Source organism: Pseudomonas sp. 3B-A001-10F (assembly GCF_056313565.1).
In genome coordinates this window covers 58,466-82,021 of record NZ_JBQYFW010000027.1, presented here as the reverse complement: position 1 = coordinate 82,021, position 23,556 = coordinate 58,466, and the positions used below count along the sequence as shown (strand labels likewise).

Sequence of the window (23,556 nt, the reverse complement as noted above, 5' to 3'; positions counted from 1 at the left end):
AGCAGTGAAACGATGCATCGCCGATGGTAGTGTGGGGTTTCCCCATGTGAGAGTAGGTCATCGTCAAGATTAAATTCCGAAACCCCAATTGCGAAAGCAGTTGGGGTTTTGTTTTGCCCGCAGGAAAAGCATCTGTTTGATTTCTATGCAACAGCCCGGGTCATGGATATTATTCGGGCCTCATTGTGAGGGCGAGACCTGCATGTTGACGTTGTTGAACCTCCTGAAAGATGGCCGATTCCATTCTGGTCAGGATCTTGGTGCCGCCTTGGGAATAAGTCGAAGTGCGGTATGGAAACAGCTTCAGCATCTTGAGGCTGAGCTTGGCTTGTCCATTCATAAAGTGCGAGGACGAGGCTATCAATTGGCTGTTCCATTGACGCTACTCGACTCTCGAGCAATATCGGCAATGGCGCCAGATTGGCCGGTGATGGTCTTGGATTCGGTCGACTCGACAAACGCTGAGGCCTTGCGGGCGATTGGCCAAGGTAGTTTGGCGCCCTTTTTGGTGCTCGCGGAACGCCAAGTCTCTGGTCGTGGGCGAAGAGGTCGCAAGTGGGTAAGTCCCTTTGCAGAGAATCTTTATTACAGCCTTGTCCTGCGTATTGATGGTGGAATGCGCCAGCTCGAGGGCTTGAGTCTTGTTGTTGGGTTGGCTGTCTTGCAGGCTCTGAGAAATTTTGGAGTGCCAGGTGCGGGATTGAAGTGGCCCAACGATGTCTTGGTGGGTAACAAGAAGATTGCCGGCATTCTCCTTGAACTCGTTGGTGATCCGGCAGACGTTTGCCATGTGGTGCTGGGTATTGGTGTAAATGTGAACATGCAAGTGGCTGATGAAGTTGGCCAGCAATGGACTTCGATTCGGCTTGAGTCAGGTAGGAGTACTGACCGTAACTCCCTGGTGGCAGAGCTTAGTAAGCAGTTAAGTGTTTATATCCGGCGCCATCAAGTGGATGGTTTTTCGGCTCTCCAGGCGGAATGGGAGGCAAACCATTTGTGGCAGGATCGCTCTGTGTCATTGATTGCGGGTTCCAGTCAGATCGATGGTGTTGTGCTCGGAATCGATAGTCAGGGTGCGCTGCGCCTGAAGGTGGATGGTGTGGAAAAAGTCTTTAGTGGTGGTGAGCTCAGCCTGAGGTTGCGTGATGATTCTTGAGCTCGACTGTGGGAACAGCTTCATTAAGTGGCGAGTACTGAAGGCTGCACTTGGCTCTCTCTTTTCTGAAGGGGTTGTCGACTCTGACCTCGCATTGCTAGACAGTTTGAAAGCTCTCAATGGGCTTGAGCTTCGTAAGTGCCGCGTGGTCAGTGTCAGGACTGCGGAGGAGACTGATGCCTTGATCGCTATTATCGAGCGTGAGTTTGGTATTTCGGTGGTGTGCGCGAAGCCCGCACGTGAAATGTCCGGTGTCAAAAACGGTTATGAAGAGTACGAGCGTCTAGGGCTGGATCGATGGCTGGCCATGCTTGGCGGGTTTCATCTCGCATCAGGCGGCGCTTGCCTGGTGCTTGATTTCGGTACGGCGGTGACTGCAGATTTTATTGCTGCGGGTGGTGAGCATCTTGGTGGTTTTATTTGCCCCGGAATGCCTTTGATGCGAAATCAGTTGCGTACGCATACCCGTAAGATTCGCTATGGAGATCTGGCGGCTGAGCGCGCGCTGTCAAGCAATGCGCCTGGGCGGACCACTGTTGAGGCGGTGGAGCGCGGGTGTTCATTGATGTTGCGAGGTTTCGTATTGACACAGTTGGAACTGGCGCGCTCTTACTGGAGAGAAGACTTCGCAGTCTTTATAACTGGGGGGGATGCTGAATTGGTTGCAGCTGTCGCCCCTGAGGCCCGAGTCGTTCCTGACCTGGTGTTTGTGGGGCTGGCTATGGCGTGTCCTTTTTCCTGAGGTTTGTATGCGTTGGTTGTTCCTCCTGCTTCTTGTTCTTAATGTTTTCTATTATGTCTGGCATCAGCAGGAGGCGCCCTTGCGGGCGAAGGATGTAACGCCTCTTAGTTTGTATCGAGGTTCCCAGCAAGACATTCGCTTGCTCAGTGAAACGACGAGCAATGTTCGAGAGGGGCAGGGAGGGCGTCGGCAAGAGTGTCTGTTCCTTGGTGGTTTTTCTCGACAGGAGTCGATTACAGCGCTCCAGCAGCGTTTGGCTGAAATGGGAGTCGATGTAAAATCTTCGTCGAGGGATGCTTCTGGGGCTGGTTATTGGTTGTCTGTTTCGCCTCAGGGCCAGCGTTTGCTGGGGGATGCCCAGTTCCAAAACCTTTCCAACGAATTCAATGAGTTAAAACATAAAATAATGCTGTGTGAGGGGGTTGCACCTACTGAATAGTTTGCATAGAATGGCGCCCGCTCCACAGCGAAGACCTAAGTAGGGATTCAAAATGAAGCGATGTCAACGCAGCTAACCTCAAGTTTTTAAATGAGAAAATGCTTGACAGGGGTTTGGCATAGTATAGAATGCCGGCCTGATTAGGAGGGGTTCCCGAGCGGCCAAAGGGATCAGACTGTAAATCTGACGTCTACGACTTCGAAGGTTCGAATCCTTCTCCCTCCACCAGATTTAAGCGTGAGCTGCAGGCTCCGCGGGTATAGTTTAGTGGTAGAACCTCAGCCTTCCAAGCTGATGATGCGGGTTCGATTCCCGCTACCCGCTCCAAGTTTGCAGGTTGTGCAAAGTGTTTTGCTCTTGTAGCTCAGTTGGTAGAGCACACCCTTGGTAAGGGTGAGGTCAGCGGTTCAAATCCGCTCAAGAGCTCCATATAACAAGGCAGATATGAAAATATCTGCCTTTGTTTTAATGGTTGATATTGTTTGTCTAATTTCTTCTGTTGAGGGTGATATCGATGGCTAAGGAAAAATTTGATCGTTCCCTGCCCCACGTCAACGTTGGGACCATTGGTCACGTTGACCACGGTAAAACCACTCTGACTGCTGCTCTGACTCGCGTTTGCTCGGAAGTTTTCGGTTCCGCAATCGTTGACTTCGACAAGATCGACAGCGCGCCAGAAGAAAAAGCTCGCGGTATCACCATCAACACCGCACACGTTGAGTACAACTCGAAGATCCGTCACTACGCTCACGTCGACTGCCCAGGTCACGCTGACTATGTGAAGAACATGATCACCGGTGCTGCTCAAATGGACGGCGCTATTCTGGTTTGCTCGGCCGCTGATGGTCCGATGCCACAAACCCGTGAGCACATCCTGCTGTCCCGTCAGGTAGGCGTTCCGTACATCGTGGTTTTCCTGAACAAGGCTGACCTGGTAGACGATGCAGAGCTGCTGGAACTGGTTGAGATGGAAGTTCGTGACCTGCTGTCCACCTACGACTTCCCGGGCGATGACACTCCAATCATCATCGGTTCGGCTCGTATGGCTCTGGAAGGCAAAGACGACAACGAAATGGGCACTACCGCTGTCAAGAAGCTGGTAGAGACTCTGGATGCCTACATCCCAGAACCAGTTCGTATGATCGACAAGCCGTTCCTGATGCCAATCGAAGACGTATTCTCGATCTCGGGTCGCGGTACTGTTGTGACTGGTCGTATCGAGCGCGGTATCGTTCGCGTTCAGGATCCGCTGGAAATCGTTGGTCTGCGTGACACCACCGTTACTACTTGCACTGGTGTTGAAATGTTCCGCAAGCTGCTCGACGAAGGTCGTGCTGGCGAGAACTGCGGCGTTCTGCTGCGTGGTACCAAGCGTGACGACGTTGAACGTGGTCAGGTTCTGGTTAAGCCGGGTTCGGTTAAGCCGCACACCAAGTTCACCGCAGAAGTTTACGTTCTGAGCAAGGAAGAAGGCGGTCGTCACACTCCGTTCTTCAAAGGCTACCGTCCACAGTTCTACTTCCGTACTACTGACGTGACTGGTAACTGCGAGCTGCCAGAAGGCGTTGAAATGGTAATGCCAGGTGACAACATTCAGATGACTGTTACCCTGATCAAAACCATCGCGATGGAAGACGGTCTGCGTTTCGCTATCCGTGAAGGCGGTCGTACCGTCGGCGCTGGCGTCGTCGCTAAAATCATCGAGTAAGTAGTTGTAATGTATTTTTCGGGCCGGCATAATGGTCGGCCTGATTTTGTTTTAGGTCAGTAGCTCAATTGGCAGAGCGACGGTCTCCAAAACCGTAGGTTGGGGGTTCGATTCCCTCCTGACCTGCCAGATTCACTTGGTGTGTCTGGCTTTCTTTTCACAGGATCTTCATAGATGACTCCTAAAGCTGAAGCTCAAGGCTCTCGCTTCGATCTGCTCAAGTGGCTTGTAGTTGTCGCTTTGGTGGTTGTTGGCGTTGTTGGCAATCAGTATTACTCTGCTTCGCCGATCCTGTACCGTGTACTCGCTTTGCTTGCCATTGCTGCTGTAGCTGCCTTTGTAGGCCTGCAGACTGCGAAGGGCAAGTCTTTCTTTGTACTCGTTAAGGAAGCTCGCACCGAGATTCGTAAAGTCGTGTGGCCAACTCGCCAAGAAACCACGCAGACCACCCTGATTGTGGTGGCTGTTGTTCTGGTTATGGCGTTGCTGTTGTGGGGGCTTGATTCCCTGCTCGGCTGGCTTGTTTCCTTGATTGTCGGCTAAGGGTGTCCCGTGGCTAAGCGTTGGTATGTTGTGCATGCTTACTCGGGTTACGAGAAGCATGTGATGCGCTCGCTGATCGAGCGCGTAAAGCTGGCTGGCATGGAAGATGGCTTCGGCGAGATTCTGGTTCCCACTGAAGAAGTGGTTGAAATGCGCAATGGCCAGAAGCGCAAAAGCGAACGTAAGTTCTTTCCAGGCTATGTGCTGGTTCAAATGGATATGAACGAGGGTACTTGGCACTTGGTCAAGGATACTCCTCGGGTGATGGGTTTCATCGGCGGTACCGCTGATAAGCCTGCGCCGATCACCGATAAAGAGGCAGAAGCAATTCTGCGTCGCGTTGCTGATGGTAGCGACAAGCCTAAGCCGAAGACTCTCTTCGAGCCAGGTGAAACGGTGCGAGTCAATGACGGTCCATTTGCTGATTTCAATGGCGTTGTTGAAGAAGTTAACTACGAAAAGAGCCGGATCCAAGTGGCAGTGCTCATTTTCGGTCGCTCTACCCCGGTAGAGTTGGAGTTCAGTCAGGTCGAAAAGGTCTAACTGGACAAGCATCCCAACCCCGCAGCCCTAGGCTGTGGGGTTTTGTCGTCACTGGGATAAACGCGCAAGTAACCGGGGAGCCTTCCGAGGCGTTCGAACCCGTAATTGGAGTGCCTCATGGCCAAGAAAATTACCGCTTACATCAAGCTGCAAGTGAAGGCCGCTCAGGCTAACCCAAGCCCACCTGTTGGTCCTGCTCTGGGTCAGCACGGCGTGAACATCATGGAATTCTGCAAGGCTTTCAACGCCCGTACTCAGGGTCTTGAAGCAGGTCTGCCGACTCCAGTGATCATCACTGTCTATAGCGACCGTAGTTTCACTTTCGAAACCAAATCCACCCCTGCTTCGGTTTTGCTGAAGAAGGCGGCCGGTCTGACCAGCGGTTCCGCTCGTCCGAACACCGTTAAGGTTGGCACTGTTACCCGTGCTCAGCTGGAAGAAATCGCGAAAACCAAAAACGCGGATCTGACTGCAGCTGATATGGATGCAGCCGTGCGTACTATCGCCGGTTCTGCTCGTAGCATGGGCCTTAACGTGGAGGGTGTGTAATGGCTAAGCTGACCAAGCGTCAAAAGGCTATCGCCGGCAAAATCGAAGCAGGCAAGGCCTACAACATTGTAGACGCCGCTGCTCTGCTGGCTGAGCTGTCGACTGTCAAGTTCAGCGAGTCGTTCGACGTTGCTGTAAACCTGGGTGTAGACCCGCGTAAATCCGACCAGGTTGTTCGTAGCGCTACTGTGCTGCCACACGGCACTGGCAAGACCGTTCGCGTTGCTGTGTTCACCCAGGGTCCAGCTGCTGAGGCCGCTCTGGCTGCCGGCGCTGACCGTGTAGGTATGGACGACCTGGCTGCCGAAATGAAAGGCGGCGACCTGAACTATGACGTAGTGATCGCATCCCCGGATGCAATGCGCGTTGTAGGTCAACTGGGTCAGATCCTCGGTCCACGTGGTCTGATGCCTAACCCTAAGGTTGGTACCGTAACTCCAGACGTAGCTACCGCGGTTAAAAACGCTAAAGCTGGTCAGGTTCGTTATCGCACCGACAAAAACGGCATCATTCACACCTCCGTTGGCAAGATGGGCTTCGACGCCGTCAAGCTGAAGGAAAACGTTGAAGCCCTGATCGCTGATCTGAAGCGTATCAAGCCAGCTTCTTCGAAAGGTATCTATGTCAAGCGCGTTACCCTGAGCACCACTATGGGCCCAGGTCTGGTTATCGATCAGAGCTCGCTGGACGCGTAAGACAAAGGTTGGCGCGATTGTTCGCGCCAATCGAAAAATTGGGGTCCCTGCCTGGCGGGGGCTATCCAAGACCGTAGGCGACGCAAGTCTTAAACCATAAGCCTACGCAGATGGTGCTCCCGGTTCCTTACCGAATCAGACACCAAAACGACATTCGGTTTCGATCGAATGAAACGGTAACAAGCAGGAGTTAAACCCGTGGCAATTAATCTCGAAGACAAGAAGGCCATCGTCGCTGAAGTCAACGAGGCTGCCAAAGTCGCTCTGTCCGCTGTCGTGGTTGATGCACGTGGCGTAACAGTAGGCGCAATGACCGGACTCCGTAAAGAGGCTCGTGAAGCTGGCGTTTACGTACGTGTTGTACGTAACACCCTGCTCAAGCGCGCTGTTGCTGACACTCAATACAGTGTCCTCAACGACGTGTTCACCGGCCCGACCCTGATTGCATTCTCGAACGAACATCCGGGCGCTGCTGCCCGTATCTTCAAAGAGTTTGCCAAGGGTCAGGACAAGTTCGAGATCAAGGCAGCTGCGTTCGAGGGCAAGTTCCTCGCAGCTAATCAGATCGACGTACTGGCAACCTTGCCGACCCGTGACGAAGCAATTTCTCAGCTGATGAGCGTGATTCAAGGCGCTACCAGCAAATTGGCTCGTACTCTGGCGGCAATTCGCGACCAGAAAGAAGCTGCCGCAGCCTAAGGCTCGTCAACTTCTCGCGTTTTTTGTTTATTTCGATGGTCGCGTAGGCCGTCCCCCAATTCAGGAATTGAGTCATGTCTCTGACTAACGAACAAATCATCGAAGCAATCGGCCAGAAATCCGTAGTGGAAATCGTTGAGCTGATCAAAGCGATGGAAGAAACCTTCGGTGTTACCGCTGCTGCTGCTTCGGCTGGTCCAGCTGCTGCTGCCGCTGTTGTTGAAGAGCAAACCGAGTTCAACGTTGTTCTGCTGGAAGCTGGCGAGAAGAAGGTTAACGTGATCAAGGCAGTTCGTGAACTGACTGGTCTGGGCCTGAAAGAAGCCAAAGAGAAAGTAGACGGCGCTCCTCAGGTTGTAGCTGAAGGCGTTTCGAAAGAAGCTGCTGAAGACGCCAAGAAGAAGCTGGAAGAAGCAGGCGCTAAAGTCGAGCTGAAATAAGTATCGACTTTGCTCCTCCAGCCCGAGCGTCAAGCGACAGGCTGATGGCTGGTGGCTCTTGCCACCGGCCTTTTTCCGTTATTGGCAGCCGACTGGGTCGGTGCTGATAAGGGCGCTGTAACCACCCGATGCGGTGGAGCAAACCATGGGGTTTGCACGATTTTCTGGCTGCTCCCGTCGGGAGGGGCCAAACAAGCAGGTGACCAAGCTGGGGAACGCTGATGGCTTACTCATATACTGAGAAAAAACGTATCCGCAAGGACTTTAGCAAGTTGCCGGACGTCATGGATGTGCCTTACCTCCTGGCCATCCAGCTGGATTCGTATCGTGAATTCTTGCAAGCGGGAGCGACTAAAGATCAGTTCCGCGACGTGGGCCTGCATGCGGCCTTCAAATCCGTTTTCCCGATCATCAGCTACTCCGGCAATGCTGCGCTGGAGTACGTCGGTTATCGCCTGGGCGAACCGGCATTTGATGTCAAAGAATGCGTATTGCGCGGTGTAACTTTCGCCGTACCTTTGCGGGTAAAAGTGCGCCTGATCATTTTCGACAAAGAATCGTCGAACAAAGCGATCAAGGACATCAAAGAGCAAGAAGTCTACATGGGTGAAATCCCCCTGATGACTGAGAACGGTACCTTCGTAATCAACGGTACCGAGCGTGTAATCGTTTCCCAGCTGCACCGTTCCCCGGGCGTGTTCTTCGACCACGACCGCGGCAAGACGCATAGCTCCGGCAAACTGCTGTACTCCGCGCGCATCATTCCTTACCGCGGTTCGTGGCTGGACTTCGAGTTCGACCCGAAAGACTGCGTGTTCGTGCGTATCGACCGTCGTCGCAAGCTGCCGGCATCGGTACTTCTGCGCGCGCTCGGCTATACCACTGAAGAAGTGCTGGACGCTTTCTACACCACCAACGTTTTCCACCTGAGCGGCGAAACCCTCAGCCTGGAGCTGATTGCTTCGCGTCTGCGTGGTGAAATTGCGGTTCTGGACATTCAGGACGAGAAGGGCAAGGTCATTGTTGAAGCGGGCCGCCGTATTACCGCGCGCCACATCAACCAGATCGAAAAAGCCGGCATCAAGACTCTGGAAGTACCTCTGGACTACGTCCTGGGCCGTACTACCGCCAAGGTCATCGTGCACCCGGCTACCGGCGAAATCCTGGCAGAGTGCAACACCGAGCTGAACACTGAAGTCCTGGCAAAAATTGCCAAGGCCGGCGTTGTTCGCATCGAAACGCTGTACACCAACGATATCGACTGCGGTCCGTTCGTCTCCGACACGCTGAAGATCGACTCCACCAGCAACCAATTGGAAGCGCTGGTCGAGATCTATCGCATGATGCGTCCAGGCGAGCCGCCAACCAAAGATGCTGCCGAAACCCTGTTCAACAACCTGTTCTTCAGTCCTGAGCGCTATGACCTGTCTGCGGTCGGCCGGATGAAGTTCAATCGTCGTATCGGTCGTACCGAGATCGAAGGTTCGGGCGTGCTGTGCAAGGAAGACATCGTCGCGGTATTGAAGACTCTGGTCGACATCCGTAACGGTAAAGGCATCGTCGATGACATCGACCACCTGGGTAACCGTCGTGTTCGCTGCGTAGGCGAAATGGCCGAGAACCAGTTCCGCGTTGGCCTGGTACGTGTTGAGCGTGCGGTCAAAGAGCGTCTGTCGATGGCTGAAAGCGAAGGCCTGATGCCGCAGGACCTGATCAACGCCAAGCCAGTGGCTGCAGCGGTGAAAGAGTTCTTCGGCTCCAGCCAGCTCTCGCAGTTCATGGACCAGAACAACCCGCTGTCCGAGATCACCCACAAGCGTCGTGTCTCTGCACTCGGCCCTGGCGGTCTGACTCGTGAGCGCGCAGGCTTTGAAGTCCGTGACGTACACCCGACTCACTACGGTCGTGTATGCCCGATTGAAACGCCGGAAGGTCCGAACATCGGTCTGATCAACTCCTTGGCTGCTTACGCTCGCACCAACCAGTACGGCTTCCTGGAAAGCCCGTACCGCGTGGTGAAAGAGGGTGTGGTCACCGACGAGATCGTGTTCCTGTCCGCTATTGAAGAAGCCGATCACGTGATCGCGCAGGCTTCGGCGACCATGAACGACCAGAAAGTCCTGATCGACGAACTGGTAGCCGTACGTCACCTGAACGAATTCACCGTTAAGGCGCCTGAAGAAGTCACCTTGATGGACGTTTCGCCGAAGCAAGTAGTTTCGGTTGCAGCGTCGCTGATCCCGTTCCTCGAGCACGACGACGCCAACCGTGCGTTGATGGGTTCGAACATGCAGCGTCAAGCTGTACCAACCCTGCGCGCTGACAAGCCGCTGGTAGGTACCGGCATGGAGCGTAACGTAGCTCGTGACTCCGGCGTTTGCGTCGTGGCTCGTCGTGGCGGCGTAATCGATTCCGTCGATGCCAGCCGTATCGTGGTTCGTGTTGCTGATGATGAAGTTGAAACCGGCGAAGCTGGTGTCGACATCTACAACCTGACCAAATACACCCGCTCGAACCAGAACACCTGCATCAACCAGCGTCCGCTGGTGAGCAAGGGTGATCGCGTTCAGCGTAGCGACATCATGGCCGACGGCCCGTCCACCGACATGGGTGAACTGGCACTGGGTCAGAACATGCGCATCGCGTTCATGGCATGGAACGGCTTCAACTTCGAAGACTCCATCTGCCTGTCCGAGCGTGTTGTTCAGGAAGACCGTTTCACCACGATCCACATTCAGGAACTGACCTGTGTGGCCCGTGACACCAAGCTTGGCCCAGAGGAAATCACTGCGGACATCCCGAACGTGGGTGAAGCTGCACTGAACAAGCTGGACGAAGCCGGTATCGTTTACGTAGGTGCTGAAGTAGGCGCAGGCGACATCCTGGTGGGCAAGGTCACTCCGAAAGGCGAGACCCAGCTGACTCCGGAAGAAAAACTGCTGCGTGCGATCTTCGGTGAAAAAGCCAGCGACGTTAAAGACACCTCCCTGCGCGTGCCAACCGGCACCAAAGGTACTGTCATCGACGTACAGGTCTTCACCCGTGACGGCGTTGAGCGTGATGCTCGTGCACTGTCGATCGAGAAGTCCCAGCTGGACGAGATTCGCAAGGATCTGAACGAAGAATTCCGTATCGTTGAAGGCGCGACGTTCGAACGTCTGCGTTCCGCTCTGGTAGGCCACAAGGCTGAAGGCGGCGCAGGTCTGAAGAAAGGTCAGGACATCACCGACGAAGTTCTCGACGGTCTTGAGCATGGTCAGTGGTTCAAACTGCGCATGGCTGAAGATGCTCTGAACGAGCAGCTCGAGAAGGCTCAGGCCTACATCGTTGATCGCCGCCGTCTGCTGGACGACAAGTTCGAAGACAAGAAGCGCAAACTGCAGCAGGGTGATGACCTGGCTCCAGGCGTGCTGAAAATCGTCAAGGTTTACCTGGCAATCCGTCGTCGCATCCAGCCGGGCGACAAGATGGCCGGTCGTCACGGTAACAAAGGTGTGGTCTCCGTGATCATGCCGGTTGAAGACATGCCGCACGATGCCAATGGCACCCCGGTCGACGTGGTCCTCAACCCACTGGGCGTACCTTCGCGTATGAACGTTGGTCAGATCCTTGAAACCCACCTGGGCCTCGCGGCCAAAGGTTTGGGCGAGAAGATCAACCGGATGGTCGAAGAGCAGCGTAAAGTCGCTGAACTGCGCACCTTCCTGGACGAGATCTACAACCAGATCGGCGGTCGTAACGAAGATCTGGACAGCTTCTCCGATCAGGAAATCCTGGATCTGGCGAAGAACCTGCGTGGCGGTGTTCCAATGGCCACCCCAGTGTTCGACGGCGCCAAGGAAAGCGAAATCAAGGCCATGCTGAAACTGGCAGACCTGCCGGAAAGCGGCCAGATGCAGCTGACTGACGGCCGTACCGGCAACAAGTTTGAGCGTCCAGTTACCGTTGGCTACATGTACATGCTGAAGCTGAACCACTTGGTAGACGACAAGATGCACGCGCGTTCTACCGGTTCGTACAGCCTGGTTACCCAGCAGCCGCTGGGTGGTAAGGCGCAGTTCGGTGGTCAGCGTTTCGGGGAGATGGAGGTCTGGGCACTGGAAGCATACGGTGCTGCTTACACTCTGCAAGAAATGCTCACAGTGAAGTCGGACGATGTGAACGGCCGTACCAAGATGTACAAAAACATCGTGGATGGCGATCACCGTATGGAGCCGGGCATGCCCGAGTCCTTCAACGTGTTGATCAAGGAAATTCGTTCCCTCGGCATCGATATCGATCTGGAAACCGAATAACACGTGACGCGAATCGAGAGCGGGGCAGGATTGCCCGCTCTCTGCTCCGCCAGGAGGAAAGGCCTTGAAAGACCTACTGAATTTGCTGAAAAACCAGGGTCAAGTCGAAGAGTTCGACGCCATCCGTATCGGATTGGCCTCGCCTGAGATGATCCGCTCATGGTCGTTCGGTGAAGTTAAAAAGCCGGAAACCATCAACTACCGTACGTTCAAACCTGAGCGTGACGGCCTGTTCTGCGCCAAGATCTTTGGCCCGGTAAAGGATTACGAGTGCCTGTGCGGTAAGTACAAGCGCTTGAAGCACCGTGGTGTGATCTGCGAGAAGTGCGGCGTTGAAGTTGCGCTGGCCAAGGTTCGTCGTGAGCGCATGGCGCACATCGAACTGGCTTCGCCGGTTGCCCACATCTGGTTCCTGAAATCGCTGCCGTCCCGTATCGGCCTGCTGATGGACATGACCCTGCGTGATATCGAACGCGTTCTCTACTTCGAGAGCTATGTCGTTATCGATCCAGGCATGACCACTCTTGAAAAAGGTCAGCTGCTGAACGACGAGCAGTACTTCGAAGCGCTGGAAGAGTTCGGTGATGACTTCGACGCCCGCATGGGTGCTGAAGCTGTCCGTGAACTGTTGCACGCTATCGATCTGGAACACGAGATTGGCCGTCTGCGTGAAGAAATTCCGCAAACCAACTCCGAAACCAAGATCAAGAAGCTGTCCAAGCGTCTGAAGTTGATGGAAGCCTTCCAGGGTTCCGGCAACCTGCCAGAGTGGATGGTGCTGACCGTTCTGCCGGTTCTGCCGCCAGATCTGCGTCCACTGGTCCCGCTGGACGGCGGTCGTTTCGCGACTTCCGACCTCAACGATCTGTATCGTCGAGTGATCAACCGTAACAACCGTTTGAAGCGTCTGCTGGATCTGTCCGCTCCGGACATCATCGTGCGCAACGAAAAGCGTATGTTGCAGGAAGCTGTCGATGCGCTGCTCGACAACGGTCGTCGTGGCCGCGCTATCACCGGTTCGAACAAGCGTCCTCTGAAATCCCTGGCTGACATGATCAAGGGTAAGCAGGGTCGTTTCCGTCAGAACTTGCTCGGTAAGCGTGTTGACTACTCCGGTCGTTCGGTAATTACCGTAGGCCCGACCCTGCGTCTGCATCAGTGCGGTCTGCCGAAGAAGATGGCTCTCGAGCTGTTCAAACCGTTCATTTTCGGCAAGCTGGAAATGCGTGGTCTCGCGACCACCATCAAAGCGGCCAAGAAAATGGTCGAGCGCGAACTGCCAGAGGTTTGGGACGTTCTCGCTGAAGTGATTCGCGAACACCCGGTTCTTCTCAACCGTGCACCGACCCTTCACCGTCTGGGTATCCAGGCGTTTGAACCGGTACTGATCGAAGGTAAGGCTATCCAGCTGCACCCGCTGGTCTGCGCCGCGTACAACGCCGACTTCGACGGCGACCAAATGGCCGTGCACGTACCGCTGACGCTGGAAGCCCAGCTTGAAGCGCGTGCGTTGATGATGTCGACCAACAACATTCTGTCGCCAGCCAACGGTGAGCCAATCATCGTTCCGTCGCAGGACGTTGTATTGGGTCTGTACTACATGACTCGTGAAGCGATCAACGCCAAGGGCGAAGGTCGTGTGTTCGCGGATCTGCAGGAAGTTGACCGTGTGTTCCGTGCCGGCGAAGCCGCACTGCACGCCAAGGTTAAGGTTCGTATCAACGAAACCGTCAACGACCGTGACGGCAACAGCGTAAGCGGCACCCGTATCGTCGACACCACTGTCGGCCGTGCGCTGCTGTTCCAGGTTGTGCCAAAAGGTCTGTCGTACGACGTCGTCAACCTGCCGATGAAGAAAAAGGCGATCTCCAAGCTGATCAACCAGTGCTACCGCGTGGTTGGTCTGAAAGAGACCGTGATCTTCGCTGACCAGTTGATGTACACCGGTTTCGCTTACTCGACCATCTCCGGCGTTTCCATCGGTGTTAACGACTTCGTTATCCCTGACGAGAAAGCCCGCATCATCGGTGCTGCCACCGACGAAGTGAAAGAGATCGAGAGCCAGTACGCCTCCGGCCTGGTAACCCAGGGCGAGAAGTACAACAAAGTGATCGACCTTTGGTCGAAAGCGAACGACGAAGTTTCCAAGGCAATGATGGCCAACCTCTCGAAAGAGAAGGTTATCGACCGTCACGGCGTTGAAGTCGATCAAGAGTCTTTCAACTCGATGTACATGATGGCCGACTCGGGTGCGCGGGGTTCCGCAGCACAGATTCGTCAGCTGGCCGGTATGCGTGGTCTGATGGCCAAGCCGGACGGTTCCATCATCGAAACGCCGATTACTGCGAACTTCCGAGAAGGTTTGAGCGTACTTCAGTACTTCATCTCCACTCACGGTGCTCGTAAAGGTCTGGCGGATACCGCGTTGAAAACTGCGAACTCCGGTTACCTGACTCGTCGTCTGGTAGACGTGGCGCAGGATCTGGTTGTCACCGAGATCGATTGCGGCACCGAACACGGTCTGCTGATGACTCCGCACATTGAAGGCGGTGACGTTGTAGAGCCGTTGGGTGAGCGCGTATTGGGTCGTGTTATTGCCCGTGACGTATTCAAGCCAGGTACCGAGGACGTTATCGTTCCTGCCGGCACTCTGGTAGACGAGAAGTGGGTTGAGTTCATCGAGCTGAACAGCATCGACGAAGTGATCGTGCGTTCGCCGATCAGCTGCGAAACCCGCTATGGCATTTGCGCCAAGTGCTACGGCCGTGATCTGGCTCGTGGTCACCAGGTGAACATCGGTGAAGCGGTCGGCGTTATCGCTGCCCAGTCCATCGGTGAGCCGGGTACCCAGCTGACGATGCGTACGTTCCACATCGGTGGTGCGGCTAGCCGTACTTCCGCAGCTGACAGCGTTCAGGTGAAGAATGGCGGTACTGTCCGTCTGCACAACCTGAAGCATGTTGAGCGAGTGGATGGTCACCTGGTGGCTGTGTCCCGTTCCGGTGAGCTGGCCATCGCTGACGACTTCGGTCGTGAGCGTGAGCGTTACAAGCTGCCGTACGGTGCTGTGATTTCGGTTAAAGAGGGTGACAAGGTCGACGCTGGCGCAATCGTGGCCAAGTGGGATCCGCACACTCACCCGATCGTTACCGAAATGAAAGGTACCGTGACCTACGTGGGCATGGAAGAAGGCATCACGATCAAGCGTCAGACTGACGAATTGACCGGTATGACCAACATTGAAGTACTCGACGCGAAAGATCGTCCAGCTGCGGGCAAAGAAATCCGTCCAGCAGTGAAGATGGTCGACGACAACGGCAAGGATCTGTTGCTGCCAGGCACTGACGTTATCGCTCAGTACTTCCTGCCAGCCAACGCCCTGGTCGGTGTGGCTGACGGTGCGAAGATTGCGATCGGTGATGTTATCGCTCGTATCCCGCAAGAAACTTCGAAGACCCGTGACATCACCGGTGGTCTGCCGCGTGTTGCCGACTTGTTCGAAGCTCGTCGTCCGAAAGAGGCGTCGATTCTGGCTGAGGTCAGCGGCACCATCGCGTTCGGTAAAGAGACCAAAGGCAAGCGCCGTCTGGTTATTACCCCGAACGACGGTAGCGATCCGTACGAAGAGCTGATTCCGAAGTGGCGTCACCTGAACGTGTTCGAAGGCGAACAGGTAAACCGCGGCGAAGTTATCTCCGACGGCCCAAGCGATCCGCACGACATCCTGCGTCTGTTGGGTGTGAGCGCGCTGGCCAAGTACATCGTTAACGAGATTCAGGACGTTTACCGTCTGCAAGGCGTGAAGATCAACGATAAGCACATCGAGACCATCCTGCGTCAGATGCTGCGTAAAGTTGAAATCGCTGAATCCGGCGATTCGAGTTTCATCAAGGGCGACCAGATGGAACTGACTCACGTACTGGTAGAAAACGAGCGTTTGGGCGGCGAAGACAAGTTCGTCTCCAAGTACACTCGCGTTCTGTTGGGTATCACCAAGGCGTCGTTGTCCACCGAATCGTTCATCTCGGCAGCTTCCTTCCAGGAAACTACCCGCGTACTGACCGAAGCGGCAGTCACCGGCAAGCGCGATTACCTGCGCGGCCTGAAAGAAAACGTAGTCGTGGGTCGTCTGATCCCGGCCGGTACCGGTCTGGCATATCACAGCGAGCGCAAGCGTCGCCGTGATGCTGACAAGCCGTTGCGCGTAAGCGCCAGTGAAGTGGAAGCTGCACTGACCGAAGCGCTGAACTCGAGCGGTAACTGAGTTCTGCGGTAAATGAGCGTAAGGCCCTGATCGCTCCGTTCATCGAATCGAGACATTTTGTCGAGGTTCGAAGGGCGGGGAGGTCGGGGCCTTGCCTTGACTGGGGACAAGATCCTCTTTAGACTCTTGATCCCCTAAATTTGGCGGGAATTCGTTCCTGCCATTTTGCTTTTCTTGCAAGACAATAGCGTCGCAAGACAACAGTGGAGCTAGTAGATGGCAACTATCAACCAGCTGGTACGTCAGCCGCGTAAGCGTATCGTCGAGAAATCCGACGTACCTGCGCTGCAGAACTGCCCGCAACGTCGTGGCGTGTGCACCCGTGTGTACACCACCACGCCGAAAAAACCTAACTCGGCACTGCGTAAAGTATGCCGTGTGCGCCTGACCAACGGTTTCGAGGTTTCCTCGTACATCGGTGGTGAAGGTCACAACCTGCAAGAGCACAGCGTGGTACTGATCCGCGGCGGTCGTGTAAAAGACTTGCCAGGTGTTCGTTACCACACCGTTCGCGGCTCCTTGGATACTTCCGGCGTTAAAGGTCGTAACCAGGGTCGTTCGAAGTACGGTACCAAGCGTCCGAAGTAATCGGTCGTTTTGCAGATTTTCATTTTATTGAGTCGATAAGAGTAAGGTCGGGCACGCATCCATTGGATCTGTCCCGAGCTAACCTGAAGACCGCTTGAGGGCTTATCATGCCAAGACGTCGCGTAGCAGCAAAGCGTGAGATTCTGGACGATCCGAAATACGGAAGCCAGATCCTCGCCAAATTCATGAACCACGTTATGGAAAGCGGCAAGAAAGCCGTTGCCGAGCGTATCGTTTATGGTGCCCTGGAAACCGTTGCGACCCGTAAGGCTGGCACCGATCCCCTGGAACTCTTCGAAAAAGCACTCGACGCCATCGCTCCGCTGGTCGAAGTGAAGTCGCGCCGCGTTGGTGGTGCTACTTACCAGGTTCCGGTCGAGGTTCGTCCTTCCCGTCGTAACGCTCTGGCAATGCGCTGGTTGGTAGACTTCGCCCGTAAGCGTGGCGAGAAGTCTATGGCTCTGCGTTTGGCTGGCGAACTGCTGGATGCTGCTGAAGGTAAAGGTGCTGCTGTTAAGAAGCGTGAAGACGTGCACCGTATGGCTGAAGCCAACAAAGCTTTCTCGCACTACCGCTTCTAATTTTAGCTTCACTAATTTTGCGAGGGCTTTATGGCTCGTACTACTCCGATTAGCCGCTACCGTAACATCGGTATCGTCGCTCACGTGGATGCTGGTAAAACCACCACCACCGAGCGCGTCCTTTTTTACACCGGCAAAAGTCACAAAATGGGCGAGGTGCATGATGGCGCCGCGACCACAGACTGGATGGTGCAGGAGCAGGAGCGTGGTATTACCATTACTTCTGCTGCCATCACCGCTTTCTGGAAAGGTTCCGAGAAGCAGTACAAGGACGAGCACCGCTTCAACGTAATCGATACCCCGGGCCACGTTGACTTCACTATTGAAGTTGAGCGTTCCCTGCGCGTACTCGACGGCGCTGTCGTTGTGTTCTGCGGTACTTCGGGTGTTGAGCCTCAGTCGGAAACCGTATGGCGTCAAGCCAACAAATACGGCGTTCCACGTCTTGTTTACGTAAACAAGATGGACCGTGCTGGTGCCAACTTCCTGCGCGTGATCGGTCAGATCAAGCAGCGTCTGGGTCACACTCCGGTGCCGATCCAGTTGGCCATCGGTTCCGAAGACAACTTCCAGGGTCAGATCGATCTGATCAACATGCAAGCTGTCTACTGGAATGACTCTGACAAAGGTATGGTTCCTGTTCGCAAGGACATTCCTGCTGAGCTCCAAGAGCTGGCTGAAGAGTGGCGCAACAACATGGTTGAAGCTGCTGCTGAAGCCAACGAAGAGCTGATGAACAAGTACCTGGAAGGCGAAGAGCTGTCGATCGAAGAGATCAAAGCTGCTTTGCGTCAGCGTACTATCGCCGGCGAAATCGTTTTGGCCGTTTGCGGTTCTTCCTTCAAGAACAAGGGTGTTCCCCTGGTTCTCGACGCCGTTATCGACTTCCTGCCTGCACCGACCGACATTCCTGCGATCAAGGGTACTGACCCTGATAACGAGGAAGTCGAGCTGGAGCGTCATGCAGACGATGCGGAGCCGTTCTCGGCTCTGGCGTTCAAGATCGCTACCGACCCATTCGTGGGTACCTTGACCTTCGTCCGTGTTTACTCGGGCGTGTTGAACTCCGGCGACGGCGTGATCAACTCGGTTAAAGGTAAAAAAGAGCGCGTGGGTCGTATGGTGCAAATGCACGCAAACGCCCGTGAAGAGATCAAGGAAGTACGCGCTGGTGACATCGCGGCCCTGATCGGCATGAAGGACGTCACCACTGGTGAGACCCTCTGCAACGCTGACAAGCCAATCATCCTGGTTCGCATGGACTTCCCGGAGCCGGTTATTTCGGTTGCCGTAGAGCCTAAGACCAAGGATGACCAGGAAAAAATGGGCATCGCTCTGGGCAAGCTTGCTCAGGAAGACCCGTCTTTCCGCGTTAAAACTGATGAAGAGACTGGTCAAACGATCATCTCCGGCATGGGCGAGCTGCACCTGGACATCCTGGTTGACCGGATGCGCCGTGAGTTCAACGTCGAAGCCAACATCGGCAAGCCTCAGGTTTCGTATCGTGAGCGCATCACGAAGAACTGTGAAATCGAAGGCAAGTTCGTTCGTCAGTCCGGCGGTCGTGGTCAGTTCGGCCACTGCTGGATCCGTTTTGCTCCTGCTGACGAAGGTCAGGAAGGTCTGCAATTCGTGAACGAAGTTGTAGGTGGTGTGGTTCCTAAGGAATACATCCCGGCTATCCAGAAGGGTATCGAAGAGCAGATGAAGAACGGCGTTGTTGCCGGCTATCCGCTGATCGGCCTGAAGGCTACCGTGTTCGATGGTTCTTACCACGACGTCGACTCCAACGAGATGGCGTTTAAAGTGGCTGCGTCCATGGCGACCAAGCAACTGGCCCAGAAGGGCGGTGGTGAGTTGCTTGAGCCGATCATGGCTGTAGAGGTTGTTACGCCTGAAGACTATATGGGTGATGTAATGGGCGACCTTAACCGTCGTCGCGGCATGATCCAGGGTATGGAAGACACAGTGTCCGGCAAGGTTATCCGTGCCGAAGTTCCACTGGGTGAGATGTTCGGTTATGCGACCGACGTTCGTTCCATGTCCCAGGGTCGCGCAAGCTACTCTATGGAATTCAAAAAATACGATACGGCTCCGTCGCACATCGTCGAATCCGTAACCAAAAAACAAGGCTGATTCAGCCCCTTTAGGCTAGGAGTTAATTGTCGTGGCTAAAGAAAAATTTGATCGTTCCCTACCGCACGTCAACGTTGGCACCATCGGTCACGTTGACCACGGTAAAACCACTCTGACTGCTGCTCTGACTCGCGTTTGCTCGGAAGTTTTCGGTTCCGCAATCGTTGACTTCGACAAGATCGACAGCGCACCGGAAGAAAAAGCTCGCGGTATCACCATCAACACCGCACACGTTGAGTACAACTCGAAGATCCGTCACTACGCTCACGTCGACTGCCCAGGTCACGCTGACTATGTGAAGAACATGATCACCGGTGCTGCTCAAATGGACGGCGCTATTCTGGTTTGCTCGGCCGCTGATGGTCCGATGCCACAAACCCGTGAGCACATCCTGCTGTCCCGTCAGGTAGGCGTTCCGTACATCGTGGTTTTCCTGAACAAGGCTGACCTGGTAGACGATGCAGAGCTGCTGGAACTGGTTGAGATGGAAGTTCGTGACCTGCTGTCCACCTACGACTTCCCGGGCGATGACACTCCAATCATCATCGGTTCGGCTCGTATGGCTCTGGAAGGCAAAGACGACAACGAAATGGGCACTACCGCTGTCAAGAAGCTGGTAGAGACTCTGGATGCCTACATCCCAGAACCAGTTCGTATGATCGACAAGCCGTTCCTGATGCCAATCGAAGACGTATTCTCGATCTCGGGTCGCGGTACTGTTGTGACTGGTCGTATCGAGCGCGGTATCGTTCGCGTTCAGGATCCGCTGGAAATCGTTGGTCTGCGTGACACCACCGTTACTACTTGCACTGGTGTTGAAATGTTCCGCAAGCTGCTCGACGAAGGTCGTGCTGGCGAGAACTGCGGCGTTCTGCTGCGTGGTACCAAGCGTGACGACGTTGAACGTGGTCAGGTTCTGGTTAAGCCGGGTTCGGTTAAGCCGCACACCAAGTTCACCGCAGAAGTTTACGTTCTGAGCAAGGAAGAAGGCGGTCGTCACACTCCGTTCTTCAAAGGCTACCGTCCACAGTTCTACTTCCGTACTACTGACGTGACTGGTAACTGCGAGCTGCCAGAAGGCGTTGAAATGGTAATGCCAGGTGACAACATTCAGATGACTGTTACCCTGATCAAAACCATCGCGATGGAAGACGGTCTGCGTTTCGCTATCCGTGAAGGCGGTCGTACCGTCGGCGCTGGCGTCGTAGCCAAAATCATCGAGTAATTCTCTTTTTTAGAGTTTGCTTGATGCTTTGAAAAAAGCCCCCGCTCAGCGGGGGCTTTTTTATTGGGTTGACACCCATCTGGGGCGTCTATAGAATTGCGCCTCCTTTTAACGGGCGTATTGCGCTCGGTGGGAATAGCAGCCGGAGTCTGAAATCCAATGCAAAATCAGCAAATCCGTATCAGGTTGAAGGCTTTCGACCATCGCCTGATCGACCAATCAACCCAGGAAATCGTGGAAACCGCGAAACGTACTGGTGCTCAAGTGCGTGGTCCAATTCCACTGCCTACCCGTAAAGAGCGGTTCACCGTTCTGGTTTCTCCGCACGTCAACAAAGACGCGCGCGACCAGTACGAAATCCGCACTCATAAGCGCGTTCTGGACATTGTCCAGCCAACGGATAAAACCGTTGATGCTCTTATGAAGCTTGATCTTGCGGCCGGTGTGGAAGTGCAGATCAGCCTCGGCTAAGACTCGGTCTTAGTCGTGTAACGCTCTGAAATGGGCGGCCATAGCGGGTGAAAGCCCCGTACACTCATGAGGTTTACAACATGACTATTGGTGTAGTCGGTCGTAAATGCGGTATGACCCGTATTTTCACCGAAGAAGGTGTCTCCATTCCGGTCACGGTCATTGAGATCGAGCCGAATCGCGTCACCCAGTTCAAAACTGAAGAGACCGATGGCTATCGTGCAGTGCAAGTCACTGTCGGCGAGCGTCGTGCTTCGCGTGTAACAGCAGCTCAGGCTGGCCACTTCGCTAAAGCGAACGTTGCCGCTGGTCGCACTACCATGGAATTCCGTCTTGAAGAAGGCGAGTACCAGGCTGGCGATCTGATCAACGCTGAAATCTTCGCCGCTGGTCAACTGGTTGATGTAACCGGTCAGTCCAAGGGTAAAGGCTTCCAGGGTACGATCAAGCGTTGGAATTTCCGCGGGCAAGATAACACCCACGGTAACTCCGTATCCCACCGCGTCCCAGGCTCTATCGGCCAGTGCCAGACTCCTGGTCGTGTATTCAAGGGCAAAAAAATGTCCGGTCATATGGGCGCTGAGCGCGTGACTGTGCAGTCCCTGGAAGTAGTGCGCGTGGACGCTGAACGCAATCTGTTGTTGGTCAAGGGTGCTGTTCCTGGCGCTACTGGCGGCAACCTGGTTGTACGTCCAGCAGCCAAGGCTCGCGGTTAAGGGGAAGCTGACATGCAATTAAATGTAAATGACGCTCAAGCGATCGAAGTTTCCGAACTGACATTTGGCGGCGAATTCAACGAGACGCTGGTTCACCAAGCAGTCGTGGCCTACATGGCCGGCGGCCGTCAAGGTACCAAGCAGCAGAAGACCCGTTCCGACGTTCGTGGTGGCGGTAAGCGCCCATGGCGTCAGAAAGGTACTGGCCGTGCTCGTGCCGGTACTATCCGTAGCCCAATCTGGCGTGGCGGCGGTACCACTTTTGCAGCACGTCCACAGGATCACTCCCAGAAGCTGAACAAGAAGATGTATCGCGCAGCAATGCGTTCCATCCTTGCTGAGCTGGTGCGTACTGATCGTCTGGTCGTGGTTCAGGATTTCGCTGTTGAAACTCCGAAAACCAAAGATCTGCTGGGCAAGCTGAACAACATGAGCCTGACCGACGTTTTGATCGTGTCGGACGCTGTTGATCAGAACCTGTACCTGGCTGCTCGTAACCTGCCGCACGTAGATGTACGTGACGTTCAAGGTTCCGATCCAGTTAGTCTGATCGCATACGACAAGGTGTTGATCACCGTGTCGGCCGTGAAGAAATTCGAGGAGCTGCTGGGATGAACCAGGAACGCGTATTTAAAGTTCTGCTTGGCCCGCACGTTTCCGAGAAGGCTACGGTTCTGGCAGACAAGAAAGGCCAGTTCGTTTTCAAGGTTGCTACTGACGCAACCAAGCTGGAAATCAAGAAGGCCGTCGAAAGCCTGTTCAGCGTGAAAGTAGAGCGCGTCACTACCCTGAATGTTCTGGGTAAGAGCAAGCGCACTGCTCGCGGTCTGGGCAAGCGTAATGACTGGAAGAAGGCAGTTATCTCCCTTCAGCCAGGCCAAGATCTCGATTTCAGCAGCAGTGCTGAGTAAGGAAGGGGTGCATCATGGCAATCGTTAAATGCAAACCGACTTCCCCTGGCCGCCGTTTTGTGGTCAAGGTGGTCAACCAGGAGCTGCATAAAGGCGCTCCTCACGCACCGCTGCTCGAGAAAAAATCGAAGACTGGTGGTCGTAACAACAATGGCCGTATTACCACGCGTCACATCGGTGGTGGTCATAAGCAGCATTATCGTATGGTCGATTTCCGTCGCAACGACAAAGATGGCATCGTCGCCACTGTCGAGCGTATCGAATACGATCCAAACCGTACTGCTCACATCGCACTGCTCTGCTACGCAGACGGCGAGCGCCGCTACATCATCGCCCCTAAAGGCGTGAGTGCTGGCGACCAGCTGATCGCAGGCGCTCTGGCTCCAATCAAGCCAGGCAACGCTCTGCAACTGCGCAACATTCCAGTCGGTTCTACCGTACACGGCATCGAACTGAAGCCAGGTAAAGGCGCACAGATCGCTCGTTCCGCTGGTGCTTCGGCTCAGCTGATCGCTCGTGAAGGCGTTTACGTTACCCTGCGTCTGCGTTCCGGTGAAATGCGTAAAGTCCTGGCTGAATGCCGTGCGACCCTGGGCGAAGTCTCGAACTCCGAGCACAGCCTGCGTTCGTTGGGTAAAGCTGGTGCCAAGCGCTGGCGTGGCGTTCGCCCAACCGTTCGTGGTGTTGCCATGAACCCGGTTGACCACCCACATGGTGGTGGTGAAGGTCGTACCTCTGGTGGTCGTCATCCGGTATCGCCATGGGGCTTCCCGACTAAGGGCGCGAAGACTCGTGGTAATAAGCGTACCGACAAAATGATCGTCCGTCGTCGCAAGTAAATAGAGGGATACGACA

Annotated in this window: 21 protein-coding genes and 4 tRNA genes; all 25 read left to right on the top strand. The window is 54.7% G+C overall.

The window, feature by feature from the left end:
* Positions 1 to 202: 202 nt before the first annotated feature.
* On the top strand, positions 203 to 1,156 hold the full coding sequence (gene birA, locus AC0ZWN_RS21895; RefSeq protein WP_093434950.1) for a bifunctional biotin--[acetyl-CoA-carboxylase] ligase/biotin operon repressor BirA: 954 nt from the start codon (positions 203 to 205) through the stop codon (positions 1,154 to 1,156).
* Positions 1,146 to 1,898, top strand: a complete 753-nt coding sequence (locus tag AC0ZWN_RS21890; RefSeq protein WP_095048841.1) for a pantothenate kinase — start codon at positions 1,146 to 1,148, stop codon at positions 1,896 to 1,898. The genes birA and AC0ZWN_RS21890 overlap by 11 nt, the downstream gene beginning before the upstream one ends.
* Before the next feature lie 7 nt (positions 1,899 to 1,905).
* Entirely contained in the window at positions 1,906 to 2,337 is a 432-nt protein-coding gene (locus AC0ZWN_RS21885; protein WP_476336468.1) for a hypothetical protein, read from the top strand.
* 143 nt (positions 2,338 to 2,480) lie between these two features.
* Positions 2,481 to 2,565, top strand: a tRNA-Tyr gene (locus AC0ZWN_RS21880).
* 25 nt (positions 2,566 to 2,590) lie between these two features.
* Positions 2,591 to 2,664, top strand: a tRNA-Gly gene (locus tag AC0ZWN_RS21875).
* Positions 2,665 to 2,690: 26 nt separating this feature from the next.
* Positions 2,691 to 2,766 (top strand) — tRNA-Thr (locus AC0ZWN_RS21870).
* Between the two features lie 85 nt (positions 2,767 to 2,851).
* Positions 2,852 to 4,045, top strand: coding sequence for an elongation factor Tu (gene tuf / locus AC0ZWN_RS21865; RefSeq protein ID WP_064361246.1), 1,194 nt, complete (start codon positions 2,852 to 2,854; stop codon positions 4,043 to 4,045).
* 53 nt (positions 4,046 to 4,098) lie between these two features.
* Positions 4,099 to 4,174, top strand: a tRNA-Trp gene (locus AC0ZWN_RS21860).
* A 45-nt stretch (positions 4,175 to 4,219) separates the two neighbouring features.
* Positions 4,220 to 4,588 (top strand): preprotein translocase subunit SecE, encoded by a 369-nt coding sequence (secE, locus tag AC0ZWN_RS21855; protein WP_009045851.1) that lies wholly within the window; start codon positions 4,220 to 4,222, stop codon positions 4,586 to 4,588.
* 9 nt (positions 4,589 to 4,597) lie between these two features.
* Positions 4,598 to 5,131 carry a transcription termination/antitermination protein NusG gene (nusG, locus tag AC0ZWN_RS21850; protein ID WP_007957598.1) on the top strand — a complete coding sequence of 178 codons (534 nt, stop codon included), beginning with the start codon at positions 4,598 to 4,600 and terminating at the stop codon, positions 5,129 to 5,131.
* Positions 5,132 to 5,248: 117 nt separating this feature from the next.
* A complete protein-coding gene (gene rplK, locus AC0ZWN_RS21845) occupies positions 5,249 to 5,680 on the top strand; it encodes a 50S ribosomal protein L11 (protein WP_003228756.1) in 432 nt (143 codons plus the stop codon).
* Positions 5,680 to 6,375 (top strand): 50S ribosomal protein L1, encoded by a 696-nt coding sequence (gene rplA, locus AC0ZWN_RS21840; protein WP_007916481.1) that lies wholly within the window; start codon positions 5,680 to 5,682, stop codon positions 6,373 to 6,375. Before rplK ends, rplA begins: the two co-directional genes overlap by 1 nt.
* Positions 6,376 to 6,573: 198 nt before the next feature.
* Positions 6,574 to 7,074 carry a 50S ribosomal protein L10 gene (gene rplJ, locus AC0ZWN_RS21835; protein ID WP_008081912.1) on the top strand — a complete coding sequence of 167 codons (501 nt, stop codon included), beginning with the start codon at positions 6,574 to 6,576 and terminating at the stop codon, positions 7,072 to 7,074.
* 74 nt (positions 7,075 to 7,148) lie between these two features.
* Positions 7,149 to 7,514, top strand: a complete 366-nt coding sequence (gene rplL, locus AC0ZWN_RS21830; RefSeq protein ID WP_003228750.1) for a 50S ribosomal protein L7/L12 — start codon at positions 7,149 to 7,151, stop codon at positions 7,512 to 7,514.
* 221 nt (positions 7,515 to 7,735) lie between these two features.
* Positions 7,736 to 11,809: a DNA-directed RNA polymerase subunit beta gene (gene rpoB / locus AC0ZWN_RS21825; RefSeq protein ID WP_093442653.1), complete on the top strand. Its 4,074-nt coding sequence runs from the start codon at positions 7,736 to 7,738 to the stop codon at positions 11,807 to 11,809.
* A gap of 64 nt (positions 11,810 to 11,873) precedes the next feature.
* Positions 11,874 to 16,073: a DNA-directed RNA polymerase subunit beta' gene (gene rpoC / locus AC0ZWN_RS21820; protein ID WP_034156498.1), complete on the top strand. Its 4,200-nt coding sequence runs from the start codon at positions 11,874 to 11,876 to the stop codon at positions 16,071 to 16,073.
* Between the two features lie 216 nt (positions 16,074 to 16,289).
* Entirely contained in the window at positions 16,290 to 16,661 is a 372-nt protein-coding gene (rpsL, locus tag AC0ZWN_RS21815; RefSeq protein WP_003186084.1) for a 30S ribosomal protein S12, read from the top strand.
* A 107-nt stretch (positions 16,662 to 16,768) separates the two neighbouring features.
* Positions 16,769 to 17,242, top strand: coding sequence for a 30S ribosomal protein S7 (rpsG, locus tag AC0ZWN_RS21810; RefSeq protein WP_007916467.1), 474 nt, complete (start codon positions 16,769 to 16,771; stop codon positions 17,240 to 17,242).
* Between the two features lie 30 nt (positions 17,243 to 17,272).
* The gene (gene fusA / locus AC0ZWN_RS21805; protein ID WP_476336466.1) at positions 17,273 to 19,378 is read left to right on the top strand and encodes an elongation factor G; all 2,106 of its coding nucleotides are present in this window, start codon (positions 17,273 to 17,275) and stop codon (positions 19,376 to 19,378) included.
* A gap of 31 nt (positions 19,379 to 19,409) precedes the next feature.
* Positions 19,410 to 20,603 carry an elongation factor Tu gene (gene tuf / locus AC0ZWN_RS21800; protein WP_064361246.1) on the top strand — a complete coding sequence of 398 codons (1,194 nt, stop codon included), beginning with the start codon at positions 19,410 to 19,412 and terminating at the stop codon, positions 20,601 to 20,603.
* A gap of 159 nt (positions 20,604 to 20,762) precedes the next feature.
* On the top strand, positions 20,763 to 21,074 hold the full coding sequence (gene rpsJ, locus AC0ZWN_RS21795; RefSeq protein WP_003186070.1) for a 30S ribosomal protein S10: 312 nt from the start codon (positions 20,763 to 20,765) through the stop codon (positions 21,072 to 21,074).
* 80 nt (positions 21,075 to 21,154) lie between these two features.
* Positions 21,155 to 21,790, top strand: a complete 636-nt coding sequence (gene rplC, locus AC0ZWN_RS21790) for a 50S ribosomal protein L3 (RefSeq protein ID WP_003228738.1) — start codon at positions 21,155 to 21,157, stop codon at positions 21,788 to 21,790.
* A gap of 12 nt (positions 21,791 to 21,802) precedes the next feature.
* Positions 21,803 to 22,405 (top strand): 50S ribosomal protein L4, encoded by a 603-nt coding sequence (gene rplD / locus AC0ZWN_RS21785; protein ID WP_007918468.1) that lies wholly within the window; start codon positions 21,803 to 21,805, stop codon positions 22,403 to 22,405.
* Positions 22,402 to 22,701: a 50S ribosomal protein L23 gene (gene rplW / locus AC0ZWN_RS21780; RefSeq protein ID WP_002555488.1), complete on the top strand. Its 300-nt coding sequence runs from the start codon at positions 22,402 to 22,404 to the stop codon at positions 22,699 to 22,701. The genes rplD and rplW overlap by 4 nt, the downstream gene beginning before the upstream one ends.
* A 14-nt stretch (positions 22,702 to 22,715) precedes the next feature.
* Positions 22,716 to 23,540, top strand: coding sequence for a 50S ribosomal protein L2 (rplB, locus tag AC0ZWN_RS21775; protein ID WP_003228734.1), 825 nt, complete (start codon positions 22,716 to 22,718; stop codon positions 23,538 to 23,540).
* Positions 23,541 to 23,556: the final 16 nt, after the last annotated feature.

Coding starts and splice junctions, on each gene's coding strand:
- rplW (WP_002555488.1), top strand. CDS start 22,402: ATGAACCAGGAACGCGTATTTAAAGTTCTGCTTGGCCCGCACGTTTCC.
- tuf (WP_064361246.1), top strand. CDS start 2,852: ATGGCTAAGGAAAAATTTGATCGTTCCCTGCCCCACGTCAACGTTGGG.
- rplC (WP_003228738.1), top strand. CDS start 21,155: ATGACTATTGGTGTAGTCGGTCGTAAATGCGGTATGACCCGTATTTTC.
- AC0ZWN_RS21890 (WP_095048841.1), top strand. CDS start 1,146: ATGATTCTTGAGCTCGACTGTGGGAACAGCTTCATTAAGTGGCGAGTA.
- birA (WP_093434950.1), top strand. CDS start 203: ATGTTGACGTTGTTGAACCTCCTGAAAGATGGCCGATTCCATTCTGGT.
- rplK (WP_003228756.1), top strand. CDS start 5,249: ATGGCCAAGAAAATTACCGCTTACATCAAGCTGCAAGTGAAGGCCGCT.
- rplB (WP_003228734.1), top strand. CDS start 22,716: ATGGCAATCGTTAAATGCAAACCGACTTCCCCTGGCCGCCGTTTTGTG.
- rpoB (WP_093442653.1), top strand. CDS start 7,736: ATGGCTTACTCATATACTGAGAAAAAACGTATCCGCAAGGACTTTAGC.
- rpsG (WP_007916467.1), top strand. CDS start 16,769: ATGCCAAGACGTCGCGTAGCAGCAAAGCGTGAGATTCTGGACGATCCG.
- secE (WP_009045851.1), top strand. CDS start 4,220: ATGACTCCTAAAGCTGAAGCTCAAGGCTCTCGCTTCGATCTGCTCAAG.
- rpsL (WP_003186084.1), top strand. CDS start 16,290: ATGGCAACTATCAACCAGCTGGTACGTCAGCCGCGTAAGCGTATCGTC.
- rpsJ (WP_003186070.1), top strand. CDS start 20,763: ATGCAAAATCAGCAAATCCGTATCAGGTTGAAGGCTTTCGACCATCGC.
- fusA (WP_476336466.1), top strand. CDS start 17,273: ATGGCTCGTACTACTCCGATTAGCCGCTACCGTAACATCGGTATCGTC.
- rplD (WP_007918468.1), top strand. CDS start 21,803: ATGCAATTAAATGTAAATGACGCTCAAGCGATCGAAGTTTCCGAACTG.
- rplA (WP_007916481.1), top strand. CDS start 5,680: ATGGCTAAGCTGACCAAGCGTCAAAAGGCTATCGCCGGCAAAATCGAA.
- rplL (WP_003228750.1), top strand. CDS start 7,149: ATGTCTCTGACTAACGAACAAATCATCGAAGCAATCGGCCAGAAATCC.
- AC0ZWN_RS21885 (WP_476336468.1), top strand. CDS start 1,906: ATGCGTTGGTTGTTCCTCCTGCTTCTTGTTCTTAATGTTTTCTATTAT.